The sequence below is a fragment of the uncultured Lacinutrix sp. genome (assembly GCF_947500605.1).
GTDB lineage: Bacteria > Bacteroidota > Bacteroidia > Flavobacteriales > Flavobacteriaceae > Lacinutrix.
Map to the genome: position 1 here is coordinate 274,564 of NZ_CANMSJ010000002.1, position 25,912 is coordinate 300,475.

The window sequence follows — 25,912 nt, forward strand, 5'->3', positions numbered from 1 at the left end:
TTTATCTACCAGTCTTTTTCTGTTTGTATTTTAGCACCTTTTGCTTTTTCGGCATTCATTTTGTCTTGTACTTTCTGCTCTTGATTATCCATTGCTTCCAATAGATTTTTTATTTGCTGAGGCGATAATTTTCCTGGTTGCTGTTGTGGCTTTGGTTGCTCCTTTTTCTGATCGTCTCCTTTACCGTCTTTATCTTTTTCTTCCTCTGGCTTACCTTCATCTTCCTTATCTTCGCCTTCTTTTTTATCGTCGTCTCCTTTGTCTTGGCTATCTTCTTTATTATCTCCTTCGTCTTCCTTTTTATCTTGGTCTTGCTGGTCTTCGTTTTCTTTTTTATCCTTGTCTTTATCGTCTTTGCTATCTTCTTCTTGAGGTGGCTCTTGATTTTTAGCACACTCCTTAGCTAAAGCATAATTATAACGCGTTTCTTCGTCTAAAGGATTATTTCTTAATGCATTTTTAAAAGCTTCTGCAGCTTCACTACACTTCTTTTCCTGCATTAAAATGTTACCTATGTTATGAAAAGCGCTGTGCTTTTCTAATTTATCTGTTGCATATTTTGCAGCTTGTTGATTACGAAACAAGGCTTCTTCAAAATTCCCTTTTTTATAATATGAATGTCCTAAGTTATAAGTTCCTGCAACACTTGTTGGTTTTCCAGAGATCGCTTTTCTGTATTCCATTTCTGCTGAAACAAATGCATCGCTACTAGCTAAATCATTAGCATCACTAATTAAATTATTAGTTTTCTCATTTAACTTTTGAAGCATTTCTTCAGCATCCTCTTGCTGAGCAAAACCAAAAGAAACAGTTAAAATTAATATGTAGGTTATTATGTTTTTCATTTTTACTTTCCTTAAAATTGGAAACTCTTTTCTAATATTATTAAGCCTCTAAATATATGAAAGACCTGATTTTGTTTGTGTTAATGAATTTATAAAGTTATTTAGTGTCTTCTATAAATTTTCATTAAATAAATTCAATTTCTTTAACCAAGCTGTTTTTCGTTCTAATAAAAAGATATCGATAAATAAAAGTAATATTCCAAAACCTAAAAACCATTGAAATTGAGACTCGTAAGCTGCAAATTGCTTAGACTCAAATTCGGTTTTATCCATTTTATTTAAAATACCTCTTATTTCCTCTACAACTTTTCCTGTATTACTTCCATTAATGTAAACACCATTTGCAGCTTTAGCAATGTTTTTAAGCGTCTCTTCGTTTAGTTTTGTAATAACGGTTTCGCCTTGTCTGTCTTTTTTATAATTTAAAATAACTCCATTACGCTTAATAGGAATTGGACCTCCTTTTTCGCTACCAACACCAATAGTAAAAATTCTAATACCAGCTTCACTAGCTTCTTCGGCTACTCTTGCAGCTGCTTCGCTATGGTCTTCTCCATCTGAGATAATAACCAAAATACGATTGGTTTGCTGGTCGTCATCATAATATGTTTTTGCTAATTCTATTGCTTCATTGATTGCCGTTCCTTGAGAAGACATCATATCTGTATTCATGTTTTGAAGAAACATTTTTGCAGATCCATAATCTGTTGTAATTGGCAATTGCGGGAAAGCTTTACCAGCATATGCTATAATTCCAACACGATCACTAGCTAAATTATTTATAATTTGAGTAACTAATTGCTTAGATTTATCTATCCTATTTGGCGCTATATCTTCTGCCAGCATACTTTTAGAAACATCCACTGCAAAAACAATATCAACACCTTCACGTTTTACTGTTTCTAATTTTGATCCAATTTTAGGATTTACTAAAGCCATTGTTAAACTTGCAAAAGCCAAACATAAAACCACAATCTTTAATATCGATTTAAAGAGCGACTTATTAGGGCTTAATCGTTTTAAAATAGCCTGATTTGCAAACTTATTCTGCGTTTTACGTTTCCATAGTTGAAGCACTAAAAATAGTACCAAAATTATTGGAATAATTAGCAATGCCCAAAACCATATTTTCTCTTCTAATTGCATCTAATTTTTAATTTGTGCTTTTATAATTTATTAAACAAAACTTCTAAAAACAGTAATTCTCAACAGTAATTCAAACAACAATAAAATACCTGCTACCCAAACAAACCATCTAAATTTTTCTTCATAATTATAAAACTTAAACTCTTCAATCTCCGTTTTTTCAAGCTTATTAATTTCGTCGTATATTTCTGCTAATTTTTTATTATTTGTTGCTCTAAAGTATTTTCCTCCTGTAACTTGTGCTATTTCTTTTAGTAATTCCTCATCAATTTCAACTTTAACTCTTCCGTATTGAAATTGTCCATTTGGCTTAATAGAAATTGGAGCCAAAGTCATTCCGTTTGTTCCTAACCCAATAGTATATGTTTTAATACCAAACTCTACAGCTAGTTCACTCGCTATTTTTGGGTTTATAGATCCAGAATTATTTACTCCATCTGTTAGTAAAATAATAACTTTACTTTTTGCTTTACTGTCTTTTAAACGATTTACAGATGTTGCTAAACCCATACCAATAGCTGTTCCTCCTTCTATAATAGTATTATAATGAATATCGTTAAGCGACCTCAACACAATACTTTTATCGCTTGTTATTGGTGTTTTTGTATAACTCTCTCCAGCGTATTCTACAATACCTATTCGATCGTTAGGACGTCCTTTTATAAACTGTGATGCTACTTCTTTTAAAGCATCAAGTCTATTAGGTTTTAAATCTTTTGCCAACATACTCGCCGAAACATCTATTGCCATAACAATATCTATTCCTCGTGTTGTTTTTGTTTTTGTAGAAACATCAACTGTTCTTGGTCGTGCTAAAGCAATTATTAAAAAAGTTAGCGCAACCAATCTTAAAGCAAATAATAAGTGTTTTAGTTTTGGCAACCACGAATTAGTAACCTTAAAACCTTTTAAGCTTGAAATATTAAGCGCTGCTGTTTGCTGCTTATTCTTAAAAAAATACCACAACAAAGCTAATGGTAGCAATAATAGCAACCAGAAAAACTCTTTGTTTAAAAATTCTATGCCTTCAAACATTATTCAGTTTTTGGATTTAGTTCTATTGAATTTAATATGCGTTCTACCATTTCGTCTGCATAAGCATCGTCTTCTGGAGATATAACAATAACCTGCTGCAATACATTTTCTGCTGTAAAAAGCACAAAAACAAATTTAGCTTCTCTTAATTTATCGCTTCCTAAAGATGGTATATTCATGGTACCGTAAGTTTTTAAACCTTCGGCTCCATTTACTGTTTTAAATTTAGATTTTAACGCTACAATATTTTTAGCACCCTTAGATTCTATTTCTTGTAGTGCTTTCTCCGATATCTCTACTAAGTCAACCTCTGGAGCATTAGCTTGTTCTTGCGTTGCTGCTTCTCGCATTTGCTTAGGAAACTGTAACGTATTTACAGAGACATGAAAAACATCTAACATTGTACCGTAAGAAAAGCTAGTAGATTTAGGTGCATCTTCCTGGCCATCTACAACAGGTGTTTCTATACGTTTCAAGACTTTAGGAGTTGCTATTATTACAGGCGGAACACCATAAGCACTAGTTATCCATTCTCCTTCTAACAACTCTTTATTTTCGTGACCTAAAATAGTATCCTTAACGTAACCAAAACCGTACTTATAACCAAAACCTACCAATGTACCCAATAATAGAAAAGCAACAATACCTACGGTTAACACTACTTTTTTAGTTTTCTTTCTACGTTCTTGATCTTCTTTATATTGCTTATCTAAAAGCTTTTCTTCTTCAGTAGGCTCAGGCAATGCTTCCTTTACATTGTCTATTTCTAGGTCTATAGTATTTCTATCTATCTCTGCCAAAGCAATGTCTGGAGTCCCTTTTGCAAACTTTACCAAATCGGCACGTTTTAAAATGGTTTCTATATTTCTAATATCGTTTTTACTCAACTCTATTTGATTACCATCTTTTAGTAGATTTAATCTAGAAACTAACTCATCTGTAGTGCTTTCTAATGCACGATCGTATACTTTCTCGTCTAAATATTTTCTAATAATAAACGTTAAGTCTGAATAATAACCTTTTAAGTTTTCGTTTTGAAGGTAACTACTTTCATCCAACTGTCTTAGTGCTAATTTTGCACGATCGTAAGGTGGCAACAACGCAATTTCTTCTTCTTCACTTAATGGTTTAACTCTCCAAATAAACCACCATAATAGGAAACCTACTAAGGCAACAATTAATAATACTAACAATAGATATTTCCACCAATCTCCAATACTTTTTTCAACTTGTATTATTGGCTTAATATCGTACAAACCTTGTTTTGTTGTATCTACAACAATTTCTCTAATTTCAACTTTTAAAGAATCTGAATAAAACTCTTTAGAGCCAATTAATATTTTTTGCTTCGGAATAGTATAAACTCCAGAATCGAATTGCGTTAATCCGTATTTTTTAATCAGGTTATATCTATCGTTCTTTTTTGTAGTATCTATAGTGTAAGACTCAATCATTTCCATAGGAGAAAACGCTTGACCTTCAGGAAAAATAACCAACGACGTTGTATCTACATCAACTTCTATTTTATAAGTAACTTGCGCACCAATTTTAATTGAAGTAGAGTCTATAGTTGCTTTAACTTGACCAAATGAGAACAGAGAAAAAAGAGCAAAGAAAGAAAACAAAACAATTGTTATGTTCTGTTTTATTTCATTTTTAATATTTGATTGTATTATTTTCATTTTTATAATTAAAGTCTCGACTGTGCTCGACTAAGCATTCAACTTATCTTCTTTTAAAATATCCTAATAACTTTTTAACGTAGCTTTCATCTACACGACAATCTATAGTTCCTGCTCCAGATTTAGCAAAACTATCTTTATAATACTCAACCTTATCGTTATAGAATTTACTATAATTCTGTCTTACTTTTTTAGAACCTGTATTTACCAACATAAGCTCACCAGATTCTGTGTCCTGCATTTGCACCATCCCTAAATTTGGGATAGCTTCTTCACTCTTGTCGTAAATACGAATTCCGGTAATATCATGCTTTCCGGCTGCAATTTTTAATGTTTGCTTATAATCGTCTGCAATAAAATCGCTCAACACAAAAACAATGGCTTTTTTCTTCATGACGTTTCTCATGAATTTTAAAGCCTCGGCAACGTTTGTGCCTTTACTTTTAGGTTTAAGCTCAATTAACTCTCGAATAATACGCAATACATGAGAACGTCCTTTTTTAGGCGGAATATACAATTCGATTTCATCTGAAAACAAAATCAATCCTATTTTATCGTTATTTTGGGTTGCTGAAAATGCTAATGTTGCAGAAATTTCTGTTATAATTTCGTTTTTAAATTGCTGGTCTGTACCAAACAATTCTGAACCCGAAATATCAACCATAAGAAGCATTGTAAGCTCTCTTTCTTCTTCAAAAACCTTAATGTGTGGCAGATTGGTTCTTGCCGTTACATTCCAATCTATATTTCTAACATCATCTCCATATTGGTACTGGCGAACTTCGGAAAAAGTCATACCACGACCTTTGAAAGTCGAATGGTATTCGCCTCCAAAAATATGATCAGACAAACGGCGTGTCTTAATCTCGATTTTACGTACTTTTTTTAGTAATTCTTTAGTATCCATTTTCTTTTAATATGCAGTCATCAGCATGTAGTATGCAGTCCAAAAATGCGAAATCGCTATCTTTTATCTTATGTTAATTTATTGTAATAAACCATGATTCGAGCAAGCAAGCGCCAGCTGAACACTGTTTACTGAAGATTCATTTATGGCACCTCAACTACATTAACAATCTTATTAATTATGTCTTCGCTCGTTATGTTTTCGGCTTCAGCCTCATAAGTAATTCCAATTCTGTGACGTAATACATCGTGTACCACTGCTCGCACATCTTCTGGTATTACATAACCACGACGCTTAATAAAGGCGTAACATTTTGCTGCTGTAGCAAGATTAATACTTCCACGAGGAGAAGCACCAAAAGAGATTAATGGTTTTAAATCTTCTAATTTATATTGCTCTGGATAACGTGTTGCGAAAATAATATCCAAGATATATCTCTCGATTTTATCATCCATATACACTTCTCTAACAGCTTCTTGAGCTCTTAATATTTGCGAGACAGAAACTACAGGATTTACTTTCTCCCAAGACCCTTTTAAGTTGGCTCTCATAATTAACTGCTCATCATCCTTTTTAGGATAATCGATTACAGTTTTAAGCATAAATCTATCTACCTGTGCTTCTGGCAAAGGATAAGTACCTTCTTGCTCTACAGGATTCATTGTAGCCATTACTAAAAACGGCTTATCTAAAACAAAAGTTTCATCACCAATAGTAACTTGCTTTTCTTGCATTGCTTCTAATAAAGCAGATTGCACTTTTGCTGGCGCCCTGTTTATCTCATCGGCAAGTACAAAATTTGCGAAAATTGGTCCTTTTTTAATAGAGAAATCATTCTCCTTCATGTTGTATATAAGTGTACCCACAACATCTGAAGGTAATAAATCTGGAGTAAATTGAATACGACTAAAACTACCATCTACAGCTTTAGACAAGGTATTAATGGCTAATGTTTTTGCTAAACCAGGAACTCCTTCAAGTAAAATATGTCCTTGACCCAAAAGGCCAATTAATAAACGCTCGATCATGTGTGTTTGACCAACGATTACTTTGTTCATTTCGTAGACTAGTAAATCGACAAAAGCACTTTCTTTTTCAATTTTTTCGTTAATTGATTTTATATCAATTGCACCTGTTTCTTCCATCTTTTAATAAATTTTAAATGTCCAATATAGTATCGAATATTAAGACCTGCAAATTGTTAATAATTTATTTGCAATCGTGTTAATAATTGGTTAAAAATTCAAGCATTTAAAGGAAGTTATAGCGATTTCTTTGGTATTTTTAAGGTTTTATTAGTATTTCACAAAATAATTTCTGCTTAAGCAGAAAAGAAAATTAAATTTTAATGACAAAAAGTAACTACTCACAAATTATTGCTGGCACTATGACTTGGGGAATTTGGGGAGCCTCACTTTCTAAATCAGAAATTGCAAAACGCATACATCATTGTATTGAAAATGGCATCACCACTTTCGATCATGCAGATATCTATGGAGGATACACCACAGAAAAAGATTTTGGTGATGCTTTTTTAGAAAGCGGTATCGATAGAAATAATATAGAATTCATCTCGAAATGCGGCATCCAGCTTCAAGATAAATCTCGACCAAAAAACAAGGTAAAGCATTATAATTATAGTAAAGAATATATTATCGCTTCCGCTGAAAAATCCCTTCAAAACCTAAAAACAGAGTATCTTGATCTACTTTTACTACACAGACCTAGTCCATTAATGGAACCTGAAATTATAGCTGAAGCTTTTAAAACTCTTCGCGATAGCGGAAAAGTAAAACGTTTTGGTGTTTCTAACTTTACAGCATCGCAAATAGAACTAGTTTCAAAACATACAGAAGTTTCTGTAAACCAGATTGAATTTTCTTTAACACAAAATTCAGCGCTGCATAACGACACATTAAACTATATGAAAACCAATTCTATTACAGCAATGTCTTGGTCACCTTTAGGCTCTGTATTTAGAGAAGATAACGAACAATCAAGACGCATACACAAACAATTAGGAGCGTTAACAGAAAAATATAACGCAACCGAAGACCAACTACTTTTAGCCTGGATTTTAAAGCATCCTTTAAATATTCATCCTGTAATTGGCACTACCAATTTAAAAAGAATGACAAATGCCGTTAAAGCAACAAACCTAAATTTAGATTTAGAAGATTGGTTTTTAATACTAGAAGCTAGCCAAGGACATAAGGTAGCATAACAACTTTTTTTTACAACATAGATTAAGCAAATAGATAACATTAATAAGATTCCTACTTTCTAAGGAAATAAATATGAAAAAAACAGCATTAATTACAGGAGCAACAAGTGGAATAGGAAGAGCAACAGCTCACGAATTTGCCAAGCAAGGTATTAGATTAATAATTTGTGGTAGACGCCAAGAAAGATTAGAAACCATACAAAAAGGATTGAGCAAACTTACAGATGTACACATATTAAACTTTGATGTACGCGATAAAAACGCTGTGTTTTCTGCTATCGAGTCACTTCCTGATAATTTTAAAAATATAGATATTTTAATTAACAATGCAGGAAATGCACACGGCTTAGACCCAATACAAAAAGGTAGTCTGGAAGATTGGGATGCCATGATGGATATTAACGTAAAAGGATTACTATATGTCAGCAAAGCTATAATACCACAGATGACGGAAAGACAATCTGGACACATAATTAACATTGGATCTTCTGCCGGAAAAGAAGTCTACCCAAAAGGAAACGTGTATTGCGCAAGTAAACATGCTGTAGTTGCCGTAACCGAAGGCATGCGAATGGACTTAAATCCTTTTGGAATAAAAGTAGCTGCCATAAACCCAGGCTTAGTAGAAACTGAATTTTCTCAAGTACGTTTTAAAGGAGAAGCAATTGCCGATAATGTTTATAAAGGATACAAAGCCTTACAACCAGAAGATGTTGCAGATGTTATTTATTTTGCAATTTCAAGACCAGCTCATGTTAATATTGCGGACGTTTTAATGTTTTGCACTGCACAAGCTAGTAGTACTATTGTAAAAAAAGAGATATGATAAACTGGTTAAAAACCGAGTGGCAAAACTTAGCTTCTAAATATTGTAATAATACTTTAGCCGAAGAACTTTGGGCTGAAATTGAAACTAATTACACTCAAAAAACCAGACATTACCATAATTTGGCGCACATTCATAATATGTTGCTGCAAGCCGAAACTTATAAAACAGAAATTAAAGACTTTGAAGCTTTACAATTCGCTATTTGGTATCATGATATTATCTATAAATCTTCAAAAAAGGACAATGAAGATAAAAGCGCTCTTTTTGCTGAAAAACGATTAAAATCAATCAATTTCGATTCAAAAAGAATAGAAAATATTGAAAAACTGATTATCTCAACTAAAAAACACGAATTAGCTATAGATAAAAACAGAGACAACGCATACCTTTTAGACATAGATCTATCCATTTTAGGTTCAGATTGGGACACCTACCAAACATACATTAGCAACATTAGAAAAGAATACATAATCTATCCAGATTTTATATACAAACCTGGCCGAAAGAAAGTATTAAAACACTTTTTAGACAGAAAAACGTTGTACTTTACAGATGTATTTAGAAATAAACACGAAACTCAAGCAAGAGAAAACTTGAAAAAAGAAATAGAGTTATTATGAGATTAAGAATCGTTGTGTTTATTATGACTATTTGTTTTACTGCTCTTTCTTGCAAAACAAAAACCGAGAATACACTTGCAATTTCTAACACTTCTGTTACAAAAACAAAAGATGCTCCTATTCTAAGTTATATAATAAATCCAAAAAAGACGTCTTTAAAATTCTATTGGAAAAACGAAAAAGATAGTATTATTAAAACCTTTAAAAATCTTAAAAAAGAAGTTGAAACTAATAATCAAGAACTCCTTTTCGCAATGAATGGAGGCATGTTTAAAAAAGACTATTCACCACAAGGTTTATATGTACAAAAAGGAAAAACACTATCTAAATTAGATACTATTAATAAAGGTTTTGGGAATTTTTACCTACAACCAAATGGCGTCTTTTTAATTACCGAAAATGGCATACCAATAATTACTAAAACACAAGATTTAAAAATCTATAAAGATATTTATTATGCAACCCAATCTGGGCCAATGTTGGTTATTAATGGAACGTTACATCCAAAATTCAACAAAGGCTCTTTTAATTTAAATATTAGAAATGGAGTTGGAGTCTTACCAAATGGAGATCTCCTATTTGCGATGTCTACAGAGAAAATTAATTTTTATGACTTTGCCACTTTCTTTAAAAACAAAGGCTGTGAAAATGCACTATATTTAGATGGTTTTGTCTCTAAAACCTACTTACCTTCAAAACAATACAAACAACTAGAAGGTGAATTTGGAGTTATTATTGCCGAAACCAGACTAATAAACGACAATTAATAAAATTCTGTTTTAGCAGAAATAAGCATGATTAATAAACGTCTTTTAATTAAAAACTTACTAGCTCACAACGATGAGAATAGTTTTTATGATAAAAAACGAAAAATAAATATTGGACAAAAAGAAGGCAAAGCTAAGTTTTTAAAGCACGTTTGCGCACTTTCTAATAGCAATCCTAAAAATAATTCCTTTATTGTTATTGGCGTTGAAGACGAAGACAATACTATTGTTGGTGTTGATTTTTTTGACGATTCAAAAATTCAAAACTTAATAAATGCCTACCTCAGCAATCCTCCAATTGTGCAATACGAAAACATTCCGTTTCCACATTTACCAGACCATAAAGTGATTGGCCTAGTTACTATTCGGGCTATTGATGGCTTAACTTCTTTAAGAAAAAATATTTGGAAATATTATGGAGGTACTGTCTTTTTTAGAGATGGAAGCATAAGCATGCCCAAGACTTTTAAAAGCGAGATTAAAGATGTAAATTCTAAAATTGTTGAAGCCATTGAAAACAACTCACACAATAATATAGAACATACACTTGATAGTGTTTTCAATTTCATGAATAAGCGAAAAGACTACAATCCACAATACAAAGTCTTTAAAGAATATTTTGTTTTGTGCTGGGCTGGGCAGAAAAAAGAAGTTAAAAATGAGGTATTTTTCTCTCGCGTAGACATAGAACTTATTAACGAGCAGGTACGTTTATTTTATTCAGCCTTAGACGAGGTTTCAATACTAATTGACGGTGATAGTTTTAAAATTACAGAATACGTCTCTTTAGGGCTTCAAAACAATAATAAATATTATCCTTTAGAAGAAACGGTTATTCAATTTCATGATAATGCTAGCTATACTATTGAATCTACTTTGGTTTTTCAGCCTCCAAAATTCAACACAAAAACACTACACCATATTTACAATGCTAATAATGCATTGCTAGACGCTTTAAAAAAAGGAAAGCCACTCACTGTATTACAAGAAAAGGATATTAACAATTTACCCGCCACATTTCTTCTTTGCTATTTAAATGGTTTTAGCGAAGCCATAAATAAACTAATCGACGCAAAACCTTACCTAAAAAAACATAGCAACACCACTTATACACATTATAAAGAATCACTTAGAATTTTACGCAAAGTAAAATACAATTAACAACATTGAAATAAAATTATATAAAAAAAAACCGCCACTTGTTTTAAAGCAGCGGTTTTGAGTTTTAAGATACTAAATAGTCTTTATTTTCCACCATCTAAAACATCTTGCCATGCTTTTAATTTTTGCCATTGCCCTAAAGCAGCCATTTTAGCCTGCTCTGGCCAAGTACCTGGCTTATGTATCTCGAAGCGCTTTCCTCCACTACTTAAAATCTCTTGGCATTTCTCTACAGTACAATCTGCTAATCCAGCCCAAGTAGTTACATCGTGATTGTGAAATAATTCCTTAATTTTTGGACCAATACCTTCAACAACGGTTAAATCATCTTGATTTACTTTTTTTCCAATTACAGCTTTTGCTGCTGCTGCATCGAAAGCAACTGCAGTTACTCCGTTAGAATTCACAGAAACAGCTCCTGCAGCAAAACTTGATACTGCTTTATTATCTATTGGTGCTCCAGCTACTTCTCTAGAAGAATTACCTCCTGAAAATGTGGATTTTTTACTAGACTTACAAGCCTCTAAATCTGCTTCTAATTTTGCTATTCTATTTTTGTAAACATCTACGTCTATTTGCTTTGTAGTCTCATCACTACCACCACCTAAAAGTCGACCCAATAGATAGCCTAAAATTCCACAAATTACTCCTACTAGTAATGGTATTAACCAGCATGGTATGTTTGATATTAATAAAGTCATAATTATATACGTTTTTAATTGTTAGTTTAATGTTACTACTACTCTTCTATTTTTTGCCTGACCTTCGTCTGTACTATTATCTGCAATTGGCTCGTCTGGTCCTTTAGAAGAAGAATTAATATTACTTGAAGAGATTCCGTTTCTTACTAAATAACTTTTAGCAAATTCTGCCCTATCTAAGCCTAATCTCACGTTATTATCTCGATTTCCAGTATTATCCGTATGACCTATTGTTTTTATAGAAGCATTATCTGCCTTATCTATATATTTTACCATTTTAGATACTTTTTCACGCTGCTCTGCATTAAGATTTATTGATGCCGAAGCGGTATCAAAATACAACACTAAAGGATTTGCAACTATAGCATCATGAAGCTCTTTTAATTCATCGACTTGACTGGTATCGTTAGCATCTCTAGTTTTAATAGTATAAGATAAAGGCCCAAAATAAGTATTTGTAGTATCTGGCACTAAACTAACATCTAGCTCACCATATGTGTTTATTACTTTTGAAGACATACCATGAGCCACAAAATAATTTTTAACAGCATTTGCTCTTGCTAATCCTAGATTAGGAAATGCAGATGTATTATTTTCATCACTAGTATAATGTCCTGTAATATCAATACTTTTAGTAGGATTATCCTTTAAGTAGGTTGACATCCTTTCTAATTGCGCTTTTAAACCTTCAGACACTGGTTCTAAAATAGAAAAATCAGAACCTTTAAAATTAAAGTTCTCGTTAGCATCAAATTTTAAACTACTTTTCGAATCTATTACTGAAAAAGCGTTTTTTGTTGCGGCTTTTACTTCTGGTTCTGCAACATTATTCTCGATTTCCGCCTCTTTATTTGAAGCTTCCAAACATGGCTTGCAACAAAAGAAATAGTACAGAATAGTACCAAGAATAATGGTTAGCAAAATACCAAGAAGATAACTGGTTTTTTTACTCATTATAATTTTGATTTAAGTTAGTAAGCCTCAAGTTATTAAAAAACCATTAAATTTTAACAGTTTTTTTAATAAATTAAAAATCAAGGTGTTAAAAATCGATTAAATCAATATTATTTAGGGTAAAATAACAAATATCATCAAAATAGAAGTCGTGATTATTTACTTTAAAAGTTAGAAATAATAGCTTCTTTTCCAAATTGAAAATTTACACCTAGACCGATTATAGCAAATTGAGCACGATCGAAACGTGATTGTAAGTTTGGAGAAGTATTAATTTTAGTTTTATCGTTTCGGTAAGCATAATATAGGTTAATAGAGAAATTTGGAGCAATAAAGTAATCCAAACTAACTTCAAAAGCCCTTATTTTTGCTTTATCTATCTGGTACGCCTCATTACCAGCATTATATTCATTTTTATGCCTAGCTTCTCCAAAAAGACTAGCATTAACATTAAAGGCTAGTTTTTCTATAGGACGGTATTCATATCCTAAAAATAAATAATGACTACCAACACGTGTTTTATCGTAATTACCTGTTATTTCAATATTAGTATTTTCGAAATAAGAAAATCCGGAGGAACCGCCCAAAAAGAAACCATCATAAACAAACAGCTTAAATTTTAAAGCATAGCCTCCTTTTCCTTTATAAGCCAAGCCAAAATACTTATCACCAGATGGATTAACAACGTTATAAGCAACACCAAAAGACCCCTTAACTCCATAGTCAAGCATAGAACTATTTTCATGCTCTTCATCATCTTTAGATTCTACTTCTTGACACCATAATGAAAGTGTAAACATAGAAAACATTAAAACGAATACAAATTTAATAACTGAAGTTGATGTCATAATTTTCTTGATTAATTATATAAGTTTCTATTGTTTCTGCACCACCATTAATACTATAACCAAACTCAATTGTTCCCGTTATAAAAGAGCTTGAAGTATTTTCATAGTCAGGACTATCATCATTTAGAGTTCTAAATACAGATACCATTCTATTACAATTACTAAGAGCTTCGTCTAAAACACCATTTACAAAAACCTCTTCACACAATGGACTTTGGTAACTTATATAAAAGTCAAGAGTTGATCCTGGAGGACTTGTTCTTGTGATATTAAAATTGATATTTGCTTTCTTTTTTAAACTCACCTCATCAAGGTTGAAAATAAAATTTTGAGGCTCAAAATCAAAAGTATCTGAAGAATAAATATAATTTGTACGCGAATCTCCTCCATCTACAAAAATGAAAAAATCCTGATCACTATCAAACAAAGACGCTACAGAGAAATCGCCATTCTCATCACTATTACTACTTCCTAAAAGATATTCTCTATCTCCATTTAAAGTAGGATAAAAACCCGTAAACCTTGCAGCTTCTGTATAAACACCAACAAATACATTTGGAATAGCAACGACATTCTCATCTACCGTTACACCAGTAACCTCTATCCTAACATTTCTATCGAATTGTACTTCGCAACTAAATACAAGAAATATTATTAATATTATAAGCGTGGTTTTTTTATACATGAGCGATTTGTTTGGTTAGTACTACTTTTCTATAGATGCAAGAAAACTAAAAGGTTGCGTCTAGAAATAAAAAAAGCCACATCTTTCGATGTGGCTTTACAATATAACTTAATACTTAAATATTATAGATCAAATTTAATACCTTGAGCCAAAGGCAATTCGTCTGAATAATTTACTGTATTTGTTTGTCTTCTCATGTAAACTTTCCAAGCATCAGATCCAGACTCACGTCCACCACCTGTTTCTTTTTCACCACCAAAAGCACCACCAATTTCGGCACCAGAAGTTCCAATATTTACATTAGCAATACCACAATCTGAACCAGCGAATGACAAGAACTTTTCAGCTTCTTTTAATTCGTTTGTCATAATTGCAGAAGACAATCCTTGTGCAACACCATTTTGAGTATCGATAGCATTTTCAACGTCTCCAGAATATTTTATTAAATATAAAACAGGAGCAAAAGTTTCAGACTGTACGATTTCGAAATCATTTTCAGCCTCAATAATTGCTGGTTTTACGTAACATCCAGATTCAAATCCTTCACCTTCTAAAACACCACCTTCTACTAATACGTTCCCACCTTCAGCTTTAGCTTTTTCAATTGCAGCTAAATAAGTGTTAACAGAGTCTTTATCTATTAATGGTCCGATATGATTTTTTTCATCTAAAGGATTACCAATTGTTAATTGCCCATAAGCTCCAACAATAGCATCTCTTACTTTATCGTAAACCGATTCGTGTATAATTAATCTTCTTGTAGATGTACAACGTTGTCCACAAGTTCCTACAGCACCAAAAACAGCACCAGGAACAACTACTTTTAAATCTGCAGTTGGCGTAATAATAATTGCATTATTCCCTCCTAACTCTAATAAAGATTTTCCAAAACGTTCTGCAACTGTTGCACCAACAATACGTCCCATTCTTGTAGAACCTGTAGCAGATATTAATGGAATTCTATGATCTGTAGTCATCATTTCTCCTACTTTGTAGTCTCCATTAATGATACAAGAAATGCCTTCTGGCAAGTTATTTTCTTTTAAAACCTCAGCAATTATGTTTTGACAAGCAATAGAACAAAGCGGTGCTTTTTCTGAAGCTTTCCAAACACAAACATCACCACAAACCCATGCTAAAGCTGTATTCCAAGCCCAAACTGCAACTGGGAAGTTAAATGCAGAAATAATACCAACAACACCTATAGAATGCCATTGCTCACGCATAACGTGACCTGGACGTTCAGATGGAATTGTTTGCCCATTTAATTGTCTAGATAAACCTACTGCGAAATCACAGATGTCAATCATTTCTTGAACCTCTCCATAACCTTCTTGCAAAGATTTTCCCATTTCGTAAGAAACTAACTTTCCTAAAGGTTCTTTTAATTCTCTTAATTTATTTCCAAACTGACGCACAATCTCACCTCTTTGAGGCGCTGGCATTGCTCTAAAAGATGTAAATGCAGCTGTTGCTGATTCCATTACTTTCTCGTAGTCTGCTTTTGTAGTTGTTGTAACTTTTCCAATTAAAGAACCATCTGTTGGTGAAAATGAAGAAATTGCCTCTCCACTACCAAAGTTATTAGAACCTGTAGATGTTCCATCGTTTACTTCTTTAACACCTAATTGTTTTAGTGCTTCTTTTATTCCGAAATCAGCTGAAATTGCCATAATATATCTTGAATTTTTAAGAATTATTAAATTTTTAGCGAATATACTAATAAATCTATGTTTTTAAGGTTATAACTTTCTTAAAAATAGTAACTTTATTGCGGCTAATAGTCGAACCTAAAAACAAAGAAAAATAACGCTCTACAATCCCTTTCTTCATAGAGTAAAGCAACGTATTTAGTTTTTTAAAGATGACACCTAAGGCTATTAAAATTTACTAATAAAAAAATTTAACAAAAACATAACAATTAACCAAAGACTAAATACAAACTTTCTAGCGTAATTATATTAATAAGAATACTCTTACCTGTTTTCTTCCATCGTTATTAATCTTTAAAACCAACACTCCTATGCAATTAAAATCAATTTTTGCCCTAATTCTCTGTATCGCTCTAGCACAGTCTTGTAAGAAAAAGGTAACCGAAACCGACAACCTTTTTAAGTTTAAAGACTACATAAGCTACACAACTTCTGGTTTAGTTTCTAAAACTAGTAGTGTTCAAATTAGCTTAGCTAAAGAAGTTGAAGCATGGGAAGTTGGCAACGAAATTGATGCTAGCATAATCTCCATTTTACCTAATGTTTCTGGAAATTTAAAAGTAGCCAATAAACACGCTTTAACTTTTACACCTAACGAAAATTTAAAACCAGACACAGAATATTCGGTAACCGTAAAATTAGATAAGATTTACAACGATATGCCTTCTGGTTTTTCAGAATATACTTTTCAATTTAAAACCATAGCACCAAACTTTAATGTAAGCACAAACAATTTACAATCTTACGACAAGGAATGGCAATATTTATTAGGTGTTGTAAAATCTGCAGATAATATTACCACAGATCAAGCAAAGGAATTAATTGAAGCATCACAAGGAGGAAGACAATTAAACATAGAATGGAACGAAGAGCGCGTACCTGCAAGAGCTTTCGAATTTAAAATTGATAGCATAAGTCGTAAAATTGAGGATAGTGAAATTTTAGTAAAATGGAATGGAAAAGCAATAGACGCAGATAATTCTGGTGAAAACACAGTTATTATACCTGGTAAAAACAACTTTACGATTACCAAAATAGATGTTGTACAAAATCCAGAACAATATCTTTCTATTAATTTTTCTGATCCTATTAAAAAACAGCAAAATTTTGATGGCTTAGTAACTATTCAAAATACAAAAAACCCAAAATACATTGTAGATGGTAATGTTTTAAAAGCCTATCCAGATTCTAAAATAACAGGAAATGTTCAAGTAGATATTTTTCAAGGCATAAAAAACACGGAAGGTTATAAATTGAAAAAACCTTTTTCTGAAACCATTTCTTTCGAAGAAGTTAAACCTCAAGTAAGATTAGTAAATAGCGGTGTAATACTACCAAACTCACAAGAATTAAAATTTAATTTTGAAGCCGTAAACCTTAAAAAAGTAGACTTAAGGGTTATTAAAATATACGAAGACAATGTGCTCCAGTTTTTACAAGACAACGAGTTACAAGGCGGTAATAACAACAGCATAAAACAAGTTGGTAGAAGAATAGCAAAACAAACGATTACCCTAGTAAATGACGGCGTAGAAAACACTGGCAAATGGAAAACCTACAGTGCAGATCTTTCTAAAATATTTAATGCAGATCCTGGTGCGCTTTATAGAATAGAACTAAGCTTTAAAAAGGACTATTCTTTTTACGATTGCTCTGTAAACCAAAACATAACAAATTCTGAAGATAATGACGATTACTACGAAGACGAGTATTACGAAGAGGATTACTACGGAGATTATAATGAAAGCACAACCGAAGACGACGACCTTCGTGAAGAAGAATACTGGGATAACATAACTTACAGGTACAGAAGTAGAAACTATAACTGGAGAGAATACGACAACCCATGTCACGATGCTTATTATAACGAAGATCGCGAAGTGTCTCAAAATTTATTAGCATCAAACCTAGGTGTTATTGTAAAAAAAGGCGCAAATAACAATTACTACTTTGCGGTAACAAACATATTAAATACCAATATTGAAGCTGGCGCTAAAATAACATTATACAACTACCAACAACAAGAGATTTCTAGTACAACAACAGACCAAGAAGGTTTAGCAAAAATAGAAACTAATAGTCATGCTTCATTTGTAATTGTAAGCAAAGGCAACAACAAAACATATATTAAACTAAGGGACGGACAAGCTTTATCCCTTAGTAAGTTCGATGTTTCTGGAAACCATTTACAGCGCGGTCTTAAAGGCTATATTTATGGCGAACGTGGTGTTTGGAGACCTGGAGACTCACTTCACCTTACATTTATACTAGACGATAATGGTAACAAATTACCTAAAGGTCATCCTGTAAAAATGGAAGTTACAGATCCTAATGGCAAATTAGCTTACAAGAAAATAACTAGCGAAAGTGTTAACGATTTTTACACCTTTACAGTACCAACTTCTACCAATAACAAAACAGGTAATTGGAACGCTAAAGTAAGTGTTGGTGGCGCTACTTTTTACAAAGGTTTAAAAGTTGAAACAGTAAAACCAAACCGATTAAAAATTAAAGTAGATTTTAAAGATGAAATACTCTCTGGTAGCGAAGCATTAAAGGGAACACTTAATGTAAACTGGTTACATGGAGCACCTGCCAAAAATGTTAAAACCGAAATTAAAGCAAAATTTAGCAACGCATATTATCCTTTTAAAAACTACAAAGAGTATGTGTTTAGAGATCCTTCGCGTTCTTTTTCTCAAGAAGAATTAAATGTTTTTGAAGGTAATGTAGATGAAGACGGTTTTACTGAAATCAAGAACAAACTAAGTGTAGGACAAAACGCACCCGGAATGTTAAACGTACAATTTTTAGTACGTGCTTTCGAGAATGGCGGCGATTTCTCTATGGATGCTTTTACAAAACAATATGCACCATACAAATCTTTTGTAGGACTGCGTTCACCTAAAGGTCGCGCTTACGATTCTTTTTATACCGACGAAAACCAAACCTTTGATATTGTTGTAGTAGACGATCAAGGAAATCCTATAAAAAGAAACGGATTAGAAGTAAAAGTTTATAAAGTAGAATGGCGCTGGTGGTGGAACTCATCTTACGACAATTTATCAAAATACACATCGAGCTCGTTCCACAAACCTTTTATTAGCAGTAAACTAAATACAGATTCCAAAGGAAAAGCAAGCTTAACTATTAATGTTCCTGAAGAAGAAGGCGGACGTTATCTAATTCGTGTTTACGATCCTAAAAGTGGTCACGCTACAGGTCGCACAGCTTATTTTTACAAAAATTGGTGGAAAAAACAACCAAGCGGAGACAAAGAAGCTGCTAAAATGTTAGTTTTTTCAGCAGATAAAGAGAACTACAATGTTGGTGAAACAGCAAAAATAACATTCCCATCAGGAACAGAAGGTCGTGCATTAATTTCTATAGAAAACGGCACAGAAGTTATTGAGTACAAATGGGTAAAAACAAAAGCAGGAGAAACTGTTGTAAATATTCCTATTACTAAAGCAATGGCACCAAATGTGTTTGTAAACATTTCATTATTACAACCACACGCTCAAACTGCTAACGATTTACCATTACGTTTATATGGTGTAATCCCAATTCTAGTTGAAGATCCAAACACTAAACTAGAACCAGAAATTAGAATGCCTAGCGTTTTACGTCCAGAGGAAGAGTTTACGGTTATTGTTTCAGAAAAAAACAATAAAGCCATGACTTATACCATTGCAATGGTAGAAGAAGGTTTACTCGATTTAACTCGATTTAAAACACCAAATGCGTGGTCTGCCTTTTACGCTAGAGAAGCTTTAGGTGTAAAAACATGGGATATTTATGATGATGTTATTGGCGCTTATAGCGGAAGTATAGATCAAATATTCGCTATTGGTGGAGATGGAAGTGCCGCAGATGGAAAAAATAAAAAAGCAAACCGTTTCAAGCCTGTAGTAAAAGTACTAGGTCCTTTTAAAATGGAAGCTGGCGGAAGAAAAACGCACAGCATTAAAATGCCAAATTATATTGGAGCTGTAAGAACAATGGTTGTTGCAGGTAATACTAAAACTGAAGCTTATGGAAGTACAGACAAATCTGTAGAAGTTAAAAAGCCATTAATGGTTTTAGCAACATTGCCAAGAAAATTAAGTCCTGGTGAAAAAGTAACACTTCCTATTACTGTTTTTGCAATGGAGCCTAATATTAAAAATGTTGATATTGAACTTAAATTAAGTAACGGCATTAAAATAATTGGTGAGCAATCTAAAAAACTAACTTTCGCTAAACCAGATGAGCAAATGGCTTATTTTGAGTTAGACGTAAGTCAGGCAAACGGCATAAATACTGTAGAAGTTATTGCTACTGGAAATGGAGAAAAATCAACCTACAAAGTAGAATTAGATGTTGAAAATGTAAACCCAATTAGTTCTAAGGCGCTAGAGCAAACACTAGAAAAATCAGCCTCAGCTAGTCTCGATTTCGATACGTTTGGAGTAGTTAATTCAAATAGTGCAACGGTTGAGTTTTCAACTATGCCACCAATGGATTTCTCTCGTAGACTTCAATATTTAGTACAATATCCTCATGGTTGTGTAGAACAAACGACGTCAGGAGTGTTTCCGCAGTTATATTTAAATGAGATTTTTGATATTCCGTTAAAGAAAAAACAAGAAATTCAATCTAATATCGAAAGTGGAATTAAACGTCTCGGAAATTTCCAAAGACCAAATGGTGGCATGTCTTACTGGATGGGAGAAAATAATGCTAACGATTGGGGAACAAGTTATTCTGGACACTTTATGATTGAAGCCGAAAAACTAGGATTCGTTCTTCCGCTTACTTTTAAAAGCAATTGGATTAAGTACCAAAAAGAAGCCGCCAGAAGCTGGAGACCAAGCTACAAAACATATAATAGCGATTTAGCACAAGCCTACAGATTATACACATTAGCTTTAGCAGGAAGCCCAGATTTAGGAGCAATGAACAGACTTAAAGAGTTTAGTGAAATCTCTAACGAAGCAAAATGGAGATTAGCAGCTGCTTATGCATTAGCAGGACAAACAGAAGCTAGTAAAGCTATTTCTAAAACAGCAAACATAGAGTTTCAAGCACCTAGACATAATTACTACACTTATGGATCTATAGATAGAAATCGTGCCATGGCATTAGAGACTATGGTTTTAACCAAAGATTCTAGAATGAAAGAATTATCTAAAACTTTAGCAAAAGATCTTTCAAGTAACCGTTGGATGAGTACACAAACTACAGCCTACAGTTTACTTGCTATGTCGAAAATGGTTAAAGAAAACGGAGGAAAATCTCTTGATTTAGAATATACTATAAATGGTAAAACCGAAAGCATAAATACCAAGAGCGCTATTGCACAAAGAGAACTAAAAATTAACGATGGTAATAATAAATTAAGCTTTAAAAACAAACAAGGCAATGTTGTTTATGTTCGTGTTTTAAATTCAGGAAAACTACCTCTAGGAGAAGAGCTAGTAGAGCAAAGAGGCTTAAGCACAAGTGTTGTTTATAAAGATTTAAAAGGAAATACTATAGAAATAGACAACCTAAAACAAGGTCAAGATTTTGTTGCAACAGTAACGGTTTCAAATCTTAAAAACGAACGTGTTACAGATGTTGCATTAACTCAAATATTTCCTTCTGGTTGGGAAATTGTAAACACTCGATTTACCGCCTTTGGAAATGCCGCTAAAAGAAGCGATGCGCGTTTTACAGACATTCGAGATGATAGAGTTAATTTCTATTTCGATTTAAACAAAAAAGGACAGTATGGAACCAATACATTTAATGTTATGCTAAACGCATCGTATTTAGGAACCTACTATTTACCAGGAGCTCAAGCCGAAGCAATGTACGATAACGAGTTTCTAGTACGTACAAAAGGAAAATGGGTAACTGTAGAAAAGTAATTTAATTCCTGCGAAAGCAGGAATCTAAGATAAAAAAACCAATATGATTTGAATATGAATATTAATAAAGGACGCTTTATTTACAACACTTTCAAGTGATAACAAACCAACTAGAATGTTTAAATGTCATATTAATTTTAAAACAACACATTATGAAAACGACAAAACATTTTATCACAGCAATTTTATTATTATTCGTAGCATTTTGCTACAGTCAAGATTATGCGTATGTAAACGCAGATAGCGGTTTAACCGTTAGAGAAAGACCAGATATTGGAGCCTCAAAATTAGGCAAGCTTATGTACAATGAAGCTGTTGAGGTAATAGAGAAAACCGATGTAAAATTGGTTGTAATAGACCAAGGCAATAAAGTTTCTGGAGAATGGGTGAAAATAAAAATGAATGGTTACCAAGACTTAAAAGGCTATGTTTTTAATGGTTTTTTATCTAAAAATAAGCTAGCGAAAATTGTTAATATAAAACTCACAGAAGCAGATATTCACATTAAAAACCTTTCCATTTATAATGACGACGAGCTTTTAGATCTAACAACTAATAATAGTCTAAATATTGGAATACATGTAAAAAACACACCTGGCAAAAAAACCATTGAAGTTAAAAACAACAACTATAAGAGTGTGAAAATTTTACAACGCTACCAAAACACTTTAAATATTATAGGTGAAGATTTACGTTGTGATTTATCTGAATGGAAACAATATGAATCTGAATGGAAACCAATCAAAAAAATTAATAATACAAGATTTCAAACATTAACTTACACTGAAGCTGATGCAAAACAATTTGTTCCAATTTCTATCGAAAATTTAAAAGCAATTGTAACAGAAAAATGTGGAGAAGATTGGTCTAAACGCATTGATAAAATTTCTAATATCAATCAATTTCCTATTAGTGTCGACACAAATGAAGTATTCTTAAAATTTATCTTAACCGATTTTGATGATAATGTTACAGAAAAAACAGTAACCTTTACAGTACCAAAACACGAGAAATAAACACAACTATTTCATAGAAAATAAATTATGAACAATTTTAAACCATACTACGCAGTGATCTTTACTTCTACCAGAACTGAAGGCGACAACGGTTATAACGACATGGCAGATTTAATGGAAACTTTAGCTAAAAAACAAAACGGTTTTATAAGCATAGATTCTGCTAAAAACGAAGTAGGAATCACTGTTAGTTATTGGGAAAGCTTACAAGCAATACAACATTGGAAACAACAAACCGATCATGCTTTAGCACAACAAAAAGGAATAAAAGACTGGTACAAATGGTATAATGTGCGTATTTGCAAAGTAGAACGTGAATATGAGTTTAATAAATAATTCAGCTCTCCTCTTATTTTAAGAGGACAATGAATTATAATTTTCACTAAAAGGAAATTATAATAAAGAGGAGTTAATATGATAAGATTTCTGTCTTTGCAGGAACTAAAATGAAAATAATATCCTACATAAAACGAAACAAAATAAAGTCGATAATTATCGCTTCACTTTTACTTGCCTATTATTTTTGCCTTCCAAAAGAACTTTTTAAAGATCCTACAGCAACAGTAATTACAAGTGCTAATAACACTTTATTAGGTGCACAAATAGCTAAAGATGGACAATGGCGTTTTCCAAAAAACGATAGTGTTCCAGGAAAATTTGAAGTTTGTATTATCAATTTTGAAGATGAATATTTTTACAAGCATCCAGGTTTTAATCCTATTTCGATAGTTAAAGCTTTAAAACAAAACATTAATTCTGGAGAAGTAAAACGCGGAGGAAGCACACTTACACAACAAGTTATTCGTTTATCGCGAAAAGGACAATCGAGAACGTATTTTGAAAAAATTAAAGAAATAATTTTAGCAACACGTCTAGAATTAAAAGAAAGCAAAGGTCAAATATTAGCCTACTATTCTAGTTATGCACCTTTTGGAGGTAACGTTGTCGGGATTGATGCAGCTTCTTGGCGTTATTTTAATAGAAATGCTCACGACTTATCTTGGGCAGAAAGCGCAACACTAGCTGTTTTACCAAATGCACCAAGCTTAATTTATCCTGGTAAAAACCAAAAACGATTACTAAAAAAACGCAATAGATTACTTGAAAAACTACTTAATAAGGAAATTATAGACTCATTAACTTATAGCTTATCAATAGCAGAAGGTTTACCACAAAAACCATATCCATTACCACAAATCGCACCTCATTTACTTCAAAAAATAGCAAAGTCTAATTATGGAGAACGTACACAAACAACAATAGACTGCAAGCTTCAAAGGCAAGCAAATAATGTAGTTTACAACCATTATAATTTACTGAAACAAAATGAAATTCATAATATTTCTGTTTTAGTTTTAGATGTAAAAACAAGAAAAGTACTTACCTATATTGGTAATGCTCCAACAACTAGCAAAAACCAAAAAGATGTTGATATTATAGACAAACCACGTAGTACCGGAAGTATTTTAAAACCCTTTCTATACGCTGCAATGTTAGATGCAGGAGATTTATTACCAAATGCTTTGGTAGCAGATGTACCAACACAGTTTGGGAATTATGTACCCGAAAATTACAATAAAGAATTTGATGGTGCAGTACCAGCAAGTCGCGCCTTGTCTCGCTCGTTAAACATACCAGCAGTAAGAATGCTTAGAGATTTTGGACTGGATAGATTTCATCATTATTTAAAAGATTTAAAACTTAGAGATGTAAAATACAATGCCAATCACTATGGCTTATCTTTAATACTTGGTGGTGCAGAAAGTAATTTATGGGATTTATGCAAAAGCTACGCGAGTTTTTCTTCAACATTAAATCACTTTAACGACTCTTCAAGCGAGTATTTTTCTAATGAATTTTGCGAACCTATATTCTATGCTTCGGAAACTATTGACTTCGGAAAAAAATCAGCAGAAAAAACACTGTTTGATGCCGCTTCAATTTATTTAACCTACGAAAGTTTAAAAGAAGTAAACAGACCAGAAGGTAACGAAAATTGGGAGTTTTTTGACGATTCTAAACAAATAGCATGGAAAACAGGCACAAGTTTTGGTTTTCGAGATGCATGGGCCATTGGCACAACAAAAGATTATGTTGTTGGTGTTTGGGTTGGAAATGCAGATGGAGAAGGAAGACCAGGTTTGGTTGGTGTTCAAGCAGCTGCTCCTATTCTGTTTGATGTTTTCGATTTATTACCAAATAGCGATTGGTTTAACAAACCATTTGACGAAATGCAAGAAATAAGTATTTGCAAAGAAAGCGGTTTTAGAGCTGGACAATATTGCGAGAATAACATTAAAAAGTTTGTTCAAAGAAGCGGACTTAAAACTAAACCGTGTCCTTATCATAAATTAGTCCATTTAGACGCTACAAAAACACATCAAGTAAATACATCATGCGAAGAATTAAATGCAATTACAAATACCTCATGGTTTATATTACCTCCTTTAATGGAATATTACTATAAATCTAAAAATCCGTTTTACAAAACACTACCTCCTTACAGAAATGATTGCGTTGGAAATCAACAAACAAGTATGCAATTCATTTATCCTAAGGACAATAGCATTATCTTTTTGCCAAAGGATTTTGATGGAAAAATAAATGCACTCATTTTAAAAATAGCACACTCTAAATCAGAGACTAAAGTGTTTTGGTATTTAGACACTCAATTTATCGGAGAAACCAATGGAATCCACGATTTACCTGTGACTCCGAACGAAGGGAAACACACCATTACAGTTGTTGATGAATTCGGAAACGAAATCAATAAAAGCATAGAAATTAGCAAGTAAAAATGTTAATTTTATTAGAATAATTTTTTATTACCCAAACAAAAACTCCTTTCATCGAATAAGAGTGCACTTTATCTATCTGTAAGCATAT

At 32.5% G+C, this 25,912-nt stretch carries 20 protein-coding genes; 9 read left to right on the top strand and 11 right to left on the bottom strand.

Annotated features, from left to right (window positions below):
• Positions 1–5 precede the first annotated feature (5 nt).
• From Q0935_RS04420 to Q0935_RS04445, 6 genes are all read right to left on the bottom strand, one after another.
• Positions 6–845 carry a tetratricopeptide repeat protein gene (locus tag Q0935_RS04420; RefSeq protein ID WP_299382721.1) on the bottom strand — a complete coding sequence of 280 codons (840 nt, stop codon included), beginning with the start codon at positions 843–845 and terminating at the stop codon, positions 6–8.
• A gap of 111 nt (positions 846–956) precedes the next feature.
• The gene (locus Q0935_RS04425) at positions 957–1,991 is read right to left on the bottom strand and encodes a VWA domain-containing protein (protein ID WP_299249100.1); all 1,035 of its coding nucleotides are present in this window, start codon (positions 1,989–1,991) and stop codon (positions 957–959) included.
• Positions 1,992–2,021: 30 nt separating this feature from the next.
• Positions 2,022–3,026 carry a VWA domain-containing protein gene (locus tag Q0935_RS04430; RefSeq protein WP_299382724.1) on the bottom strand — a complete coding sequence of 335 codons (1,005 nt, stop codon included), beginning with the start codon at positions 3,024–3,026 and terminating at the stop codon, positions 2,022–2,024.
• Entirely contained in the window at positions 3,026–4,708 is a 1,683-nt protein-coding gene (locus Q0935_RS04435) for a hypothetical protein (protein WP_299382726.1), read from the bottom strand. Before Q0935_RS04435 ends, Q0935_RS04430 begins: the two co-directional genes overlap by 1 nt.
• Before the next feature lie 43 nt (positions 4,709–4,751).
• On the bottom strand, positions 4,752–5,615 hold the full coding sequence (locus Q0935_RS04440; RefSeq protein WP_055436125.1) for a DUF58 domain-containing protein: 864 nt from the start codon (positions 5,613–5,615) through the stop codon (positions 4,752–4,754).
• A 143-nt stretch (positions 5,616–5,758) separates the two neighbouring features.
• On the bottom strand, positions 5,759–6,760 hold the full coding sequence (locus Q0935_RS04445) for a MoxR family ATPase (protein WP_299382730.1): 1,002 nt from the start codon (positions 6,758–6,760) through the stop codon (positions 5,759–5,761).
• A 203-nt stretch (positions 6,761–6,963) separates the two neighbouring features.
• Here Q0935_RS04445 and Q0935_RS04450 point away from each other — a divergent pair, with 203 nt between their 5' ends.
• From Q0935_RS04450 to Q0935_RS04470, 5 genes are all read left to right on the top strand, one after another.
• Complete coding sequence (locus tag Q0935_RS04450; RefSeq protein WP_299249087.1) at positions 6,964–7,839, top strand: aldo/keto reductase family oxidoreductase; 876 nt, start codon at positions 6,964–6,966, stop codon at positions 7,837–7,839.
• Between the two features lie 73 nt (positions 7,840–7,912).
• The gene (locus tag Q0935_RS04455; RefSeq protein WP_299249084.1) at positions 7,913–8,665 is read left to right on the top strand and encodes an SDR family NAD(P)-dependent oxidoreductase; all 753 of its coding nucleotides are present in this window, start codon (positions 7,913–7,915) and stop codon (positions 8,663–8,665) included.
• Positions 8,662–9,288 (top strand): hypothetical protein, encoded by a 627-nt coding sequence (locus Q0935_RS04460; RefSeq protein ID WP_299382733.1) that lies wholly within the window; start codon positions 8,662–8,664, stop codon positions 9,286–9,288. Before Q0935_RS04455 ends, Q0935_RS04460 begins: the two co-directional genes overlap by 4 nt.
• Entirely contained in the window at positions 9,285–10,055 is a 771-nt protein-coding gene (locus Q0935_RS04465; RefSeq protein WP_299382736.1) for a phosphodiester glycosidase family protein, read from the top strand. Before Q0935_RS04460 ends, Q0935_RS04465 begins: the two co-directional genes overlap by 4 nt.
• A 27-nt stretch (positions 10,056–10,082) precedes the next feature.
• Positions 10,083–11,216: an ATP-binding protein gene (locus Q0935_RS04470; RefSeq protein ID WP_299382739.1), complete on the top strand. Its 1,134-nt coding sequence runs from the start codon at positions 10,083–10,085 to the stop codon at positions 11,214–11,216.
• Between the two features lie 83 nt (positions 11,217–11,299).
• Here Q0935_RS04470 and Q0935_RS04475 read toward each other — a convergent pair whose 3' ends face one another.
• The 5 genes from Q0935_RS04475 to Q0935_RS04495 all read right to left on the bottom strand — a co-directional run bounded on the left by Q0935_RS04475 (position 11,300) and on the right by Q0935_RS04495 (position 16,080).
• A complete protein-coding gene (locus tag Q0935_RS04475) occupies positions 11,300–11,917 on the bottom strand; it encodes a hypothetical protein (protein ID WP_299382741.1) in 618 nt (205 codons plus the stop codon).
• Positions 11,918–11,938: 21 nt separating this feature from the next.
• A complete protein-coding gene (locus tag Q0935_RS04480) occupies positions 11,939–12,871 on the bottom strand; it encodes an OmpA family protein (protein ID WP_299382744.1) in 933 nt (310 codons plus the stop codon).
• A 164-nt stretch (positions 12,872–13,035) separates the two neighbouring features.
• Complete coding sequence (locus tag Q0935_RS04485) at positions 13,036–13,719, bottom strand: hypothetical protein (RefSeq protein WP_299382746.1); 684 nt, start codon at positions 13,717–13,719, stop codon at positions 13,036–13,038.
• Entirely contained in the window at positions 13,697–14,404 is a 708-nt protein-coding gene (locus Q0935_RS04490; RefSeq protein ID WP_299382749.1) for a hypothetical protein, read from the bottom strand. Before Q0935_RS04490 ends, Q0935_RS04485 begins: the two co-directional genes overlap by 23 nt.
• Before the next feature lie 122 nt (positions 14,405–14,526).
• Positions 14,527–16,080, bottom strand: a complete 1,554-nt coding sequence (locus Q0935_RS04495; RefSeq protein WP_299249753.1) for an aldehyde dehydrogenase family protein — start codon at positions 16,078–16,080, stop codon at positions 14,527–14,529.
• Between the two features lie 347 nt (positions 16,081–16,427).
• Between Q0935_RS04495 and Q0935_RS04500 the strand changes: the two genes are divergently transcribed.
• The 4 genes from Q0935_RS04500 to pbpC all read left to right on the top strand — a co-directional run bounded on the left by Q0935_RS04500 (position 16,428) and on the right by pbpC (position 25,821).
• Positions 16,428–22,010 carry an Ig-like domain-containing alpha-2-macroglobulin family protein gene (locus Q0935_RS04500; RefSeq protein ID WP_299382751.1) on the top strand — a complete coding sequence of 1,861 codons (5,583 nt, stop codon included), beginning with the start codon at positions 16,428–16,430 and terminating at the stop codon, positions 22,008–22,010.
• Between the two features lie 152 nt (positions 22,011–22,162).
• A complete protein-coding gene (locus tag Q0935_RS04505; protein WP_299382754.1) occupies positions 22,163–23,026 on the top strand; it encodes an SH3 domain-containing protein in 864 nt (287 codons plus the stop codon).
• Positions 23,027–23,053: 27 nt separating this feature from the next.
• A complete protein-coding gene (locus Q0935_RS04510) occupies positions 23,054–23,362 on the top strand; it encodes an antibiotic biosynthesis monooxygenase (protein ID WP_299249051.1) in 309 nt (102 codons plus the stop codon).
• Between the two features lie 110 nt (positions 23,363–23,472).
• Positions 23,473–25,821 (top strand): penicillin-binding protein 1C, encoded by a 2,349-nt coding sequence (gene pbpC, locus Q0935_RS04515; RefSeq protein ID WP_299382757.1) that lies wholly within the window; start codon positions 23,473–23,475, stop codon positions 25,819–25,821.
• Positions 25,822–25,912 lie beyond the last annotated feature (91 nt).

Bases quoted from the DNA above. Each gene is read 5' to 3' on its own strand.
- Q0935_RS04450 (WP_299249087.1), top strand. From the start codon at position 6,964: ATGACAAAAAGTAACTACTCACAAATTATTGCTGGCACTATGACTTGG.
- pbpC (WP_299382757.1), top strand. From the start codon at position 23,473: ATGAAAATAATATCCTACATAAAACGAAACAAAATAAAGTCGATAATT.
- Q0935_RS04430 (WP_299382724.1), bottom strand. From the start codon at position 3,026: ATGTTTGAAGGCATAGAATTTTTAAACAAAGAGTTTTTCTGGTTGCTA.
- Q0935_RS04435 (WP_299382726.1), bottom strand. From the start codon at position 4,708: ATGAAAATAATACAATCAAATATTAAAAATGAAATAAAACAGAACATA.
- Q0935_RS04425 (WP_299249100.1), bottom strand. From the start codon at position 1,991: ATGCAATTAGAAGAGAAAATATGGTTTTGGGCATTGCTAATTATTCCA.
- Q0935_RS04455 (WP_299249084.1), top strand. From the start codon at position 7,913: ATGAAAAAAACAGCATTAATTACAGGAGCAACAAGTGGAATAGGAAGA.
- Q0935_RS04490 (WP_299382749.1), bottom strand. From the start codon at position 14,404: ATGTATAAAAAAACCACGCTTATAATATTAATAATATTTCTTGTATTT.
- Q0935_RS04470 (WP_299382739.1), top strand. From the start codon at position 10,083: ATGATTAATAAACGTCTTTTAATTAAAAACTTACTAGCTCACAACGAT.
- Q0935_RS04440 (WP_055436125.1), bottom strand. From the start codon at position 5,615: ATGGATACTAAAGAATTACTAAAAAAAGTACGTAAAATCGAGATTAAG.
- Q0935_RS04475 (WP_299382741.1), bottom strand. From the start codon at position 11,917: ATGACTTTATTAATATCAAACATACCATGCTGGTTAATACCATTACTA.
- Q0935_RS04445 (WP_299382730.1), bottom strand. From the start codon at position 6,760: ATGGAAGAAACAGGTGCAATTGATATAAAATCAATTAACGAAAAAATT.
- Q0935_RS04505 (WP_299382754.1), top strand. From the start codon at position 22,163: ATGAAAACGACAAAACATTTTATCACAGCAATTTTATTATTATTCGTA.
- Q0935_RS04510 (WP_299249051.1), top strand. From the start codon at position 23,054: ATGAACAATTTTAAACCATACTACGCAGTGATCTTTACTTCTACCAGA.
- Q0935_RS04485 (WP_299382746.1), bottom strand. From the start codon at position 13,719: ATGACATCAACTTCAGTTATTAAATTTGTATTCGTTTTAATGTTTTCT.
- Q0935_RS04465 (WP_299382736.1), top strand. From the start codon at position 9,285: ATGAGATTAAGAATCGTTGTGTTTATTATGACTATTTGTTTTACTGCT.
- Q0935_RS04480 (WP_299382744.1), bottom strand. From the start codon at position 12,871: ATGAGTAAAAAAACCAGTTATCTTCTTGGTATTTTGCTAACCATTATT.
- Q0935_RS04420 (WP_299382721.1), bottom strand. From the start codon at position 845: ATGAAAAACATAATAACCTACATATTAATTTTAACTGTTTCTTTTGGT.
- Q0935_RS04500 (WP_299382751.1), top strand. From the start codon at position 16,428: ATGCAATTAAAATCAATTTTTGCCCTAATTCTCTGTATCGCTCTAGCA.
- Q0935_RS04460 (WP_299382733.1), top strand. From the start codon at position 8,662: ATGATAAACTGGTTAAAAACCGAGTGGCAAAACTTAGCTTCTAAATAT.